The organism is Bacillus sp. JJ722, assembly GCF_036963345.1.
Taxonomy (GTDB): domain Bacteria; phylum Bacillota; class Bacilli; order Bacillales; family DSM-1321; genus Bacillus_AD.
On record NZ_JBALMO010000396.1, the window covers coordinates 1,293 to 3,760 of the forward strand.

Sequence of the window (2,468 nt, forward strand, 5' to 3'; positions counted from 1 at the left end):
GCAAATCTTAATCAGAATAATGAGCCTATATAATTAGGACAATTGAACACTGGTATTATCTATCTTTTTGATATATCATAAATCAACCATTATTTTACATACCATCTCTATTTGAATGAAATGATTCCTCAAGGCCCACCTATTTATTTGAATGTTCTATGAATCATCCTATGTATATACAAATATATTTACTTTAAAGAATCGTACATTATGCTATCTTTACTATAAATATATGTAAACGCTTTCAATTATTAAGGAGGATGATTATGCTTTTAACTAATTTACTAGATCACTCAAAGGAAAAATACGGTGAGTATCCATTTCTTTACTTCGAAAATAAAAGTTACTCAAATCATGAGGTCGAAACCATAGCTAAGAAAATATCTATTCTATTGAGAAATCATGGTATTCATGATGGTGAACGAGTTCTCGTATCCATTCCTAATTGTCCGGAAGTGATTTTTTCCTATCAAGGTATTTTACGTTCTCGTAGTATTGTCATTCCAGTCATGTTTTTGCTCCATCCAAGTGAAGTTTACTATATTCTCAATGATTCTAAAGCTAAAGCTATCATAACATCCGCTCAATATCTTCCAAATATGATTGAAGCTGCACAAAACCTATCCTTCCAACCAAAATTTATAGTTGTTGATCAGCTACCAAACAAAGAAAAGTACAAAGACTATGAAATAATCGAATTGTATGAAGCTATTTCGTCTTTGAGAGTAGAACAAGAGATGTTAGAAGTTGCCTCTGAAAACGACATCGCTGTTATTCTTTATACATCTGGTACAACTGGAAAGCCAAAAGGAGTTATGTTAACTCATAAAAATCTCTTTAGCAACGCTAAAGTTGCATATGATCTTGCTGTAGAACGAGGAGATTTGAATAAGAGGACGACTATCGGAATACTTCCTTTAGCTCATGTATATGGATTTTCATCGATGAACTCTAGTATGCTACTTGGTAGTTCTGTCGTCATTTTCTCAAAATTTGACGTAGATAAAATTTTTCAATGTATCGAAGAATACAAAGTTAAAAACTTCTCAGTTGTACCAGCTATGATTCACGCTATGGTCTCTTCTCCTAACACTAAAAAATATAATCTATCTAGTTTAGAATCAGTAGTCAGTGGTTCAGCCCCCTTACCTGTAACATTAATAAAAGCATTTAATGAGAAATTTAATGCGCGTATCTTTGAAGGATATGGTCTGTCAGAGGCTGCTCCCGCAGTCTCCAGTCATCGAGAAGGAATGAAGGTAAAACCCGGTTCTGTCGGTATACCTCTGCCTAATATTAAAGTAAGGATTGTTGATATACATGATAATGATGTCGAACAAGGACATATTGGTGAATTAATAGTAAAAGGGGACAGTATTAGCCCTGGTTATTACGGATTAGAAGAAGAAACGAGAAAGGCTATTAAAGATGGATGGCTATACACAGGTGATTTGGTGAAAATGGATGAAGATGGCTACTTATTCATTGTTGACCGGAAGAACGATATGATTATTCGCGGGGGGTTTAATATTTATCCAAGAGATGTTGAAGAAATAATTTCTTCACATGAAGCTGTATCAGAGGTAGCCGTTATAGGAATAGCTGATGAAAGAATTGGTGAAGAAATTATTGCTTGTGTTATAAAGAAACCAAACACTCAGGTTTCCGAAGAAGAGATCATCCTATTTAGCCAGCAAAAATTAGCAAAATATAAAACACCTAAACGAGTTGTTTTTCTAGAACAACTACCACGATCTGGGGTAGGAAAAATACTAAAACGAAAACTTAAAGAACAATATTTAACTATTGATATACAATAAATTTTCATATATTTAAAAAGCGTCCAACTTTTTTGGACGCTTTTTGTAATGTACTAATTAACTGCAAATTTTGATTTCATCATAATCCAGCTCTGTTAAATTATCGTGAAAAATTATTTTTGTTTGAAAATAATACACAATTTCAGATGAAGTTGATTGTAAATCGTGAGGAATTAGATATTTAAATGGTATTTCAGTTCTCTCAGCAGACTCAAGAGTCTTTGTCATCAAAATTGTCGTAGCTGATTCAATACTTTGCTTCTTTTTTGTTTTTGTATCCTTTACTACCAAATCACATTCAAGTCTTTTAATCTTCTGATTCAGTTTCCCTCCGGTCAATTTAAAATAACCAGTTACCATTTCTCCAGATTTATACTCATAGGCATCTAACACTAAGTCAACATTTGTACAACCAATTCTTAATAGATGCATACATTTCTTAAACAATTATTTTACCCTCCAAATGTATATCAATGATTAAAATCTCCCTTTATCATATCTTCATAATCATTACGTAAATTAATATTACGTGGTTGACTTCAACGATCAAGAGTCAAAGTATTCATAACAAACAATTGCATCGTTACTAATAAAGCAATATAGATAAATATTTTCCTTCCAAGGTCATCGTCCAATTAATTTAATTTC

Annotated in this window: 2 protein-coding genes; one reads left to right on the forward strand and one right to left on the reverse strand. The window is 32.3% G+C overall.

Annotation, left to right across the window (positions count from 1 at the left end):
- The first annotated feature begins 266 nt into the window (after positions 1-266).
- Entirely contained in the window at positions 267-1,820 is a 1,554-nt protein-coding gene (locus tag V7014_RS26690) for a class I adenylate-forming enzyme family protein (RefSeq protein WP_335512078.1), read from the forward strand.
- A 57-nt stretch (positions 1,821-1,877) separates the two neighbouring features.
- On the opposite strand, the gene V7014_RS26695 is transcribed toward V7014_RS26690, so the two are convergent.
- On the reverse strand, positions 1,878-2,267 hold the full coding sequence (locus V7014_RS26695) for a sporulation protein (protein WP_335512080.1): 390 nt from the start codon (positions 2,265-2,267) through the stop codon (positions 1,878-1,880).
- Positions 2,268-2,468 lie beyond the last annotated feature (201 nt).

Excerpts from the sequence above, each read along its gene's own strand:
- V7014_RS26690 (WP_335512078.1), top strand. The coding sequence starts at position 267 with ATGCTTTTAACTAATTTACTAGATCACTCAAAGGAAAAATACGGTGAG.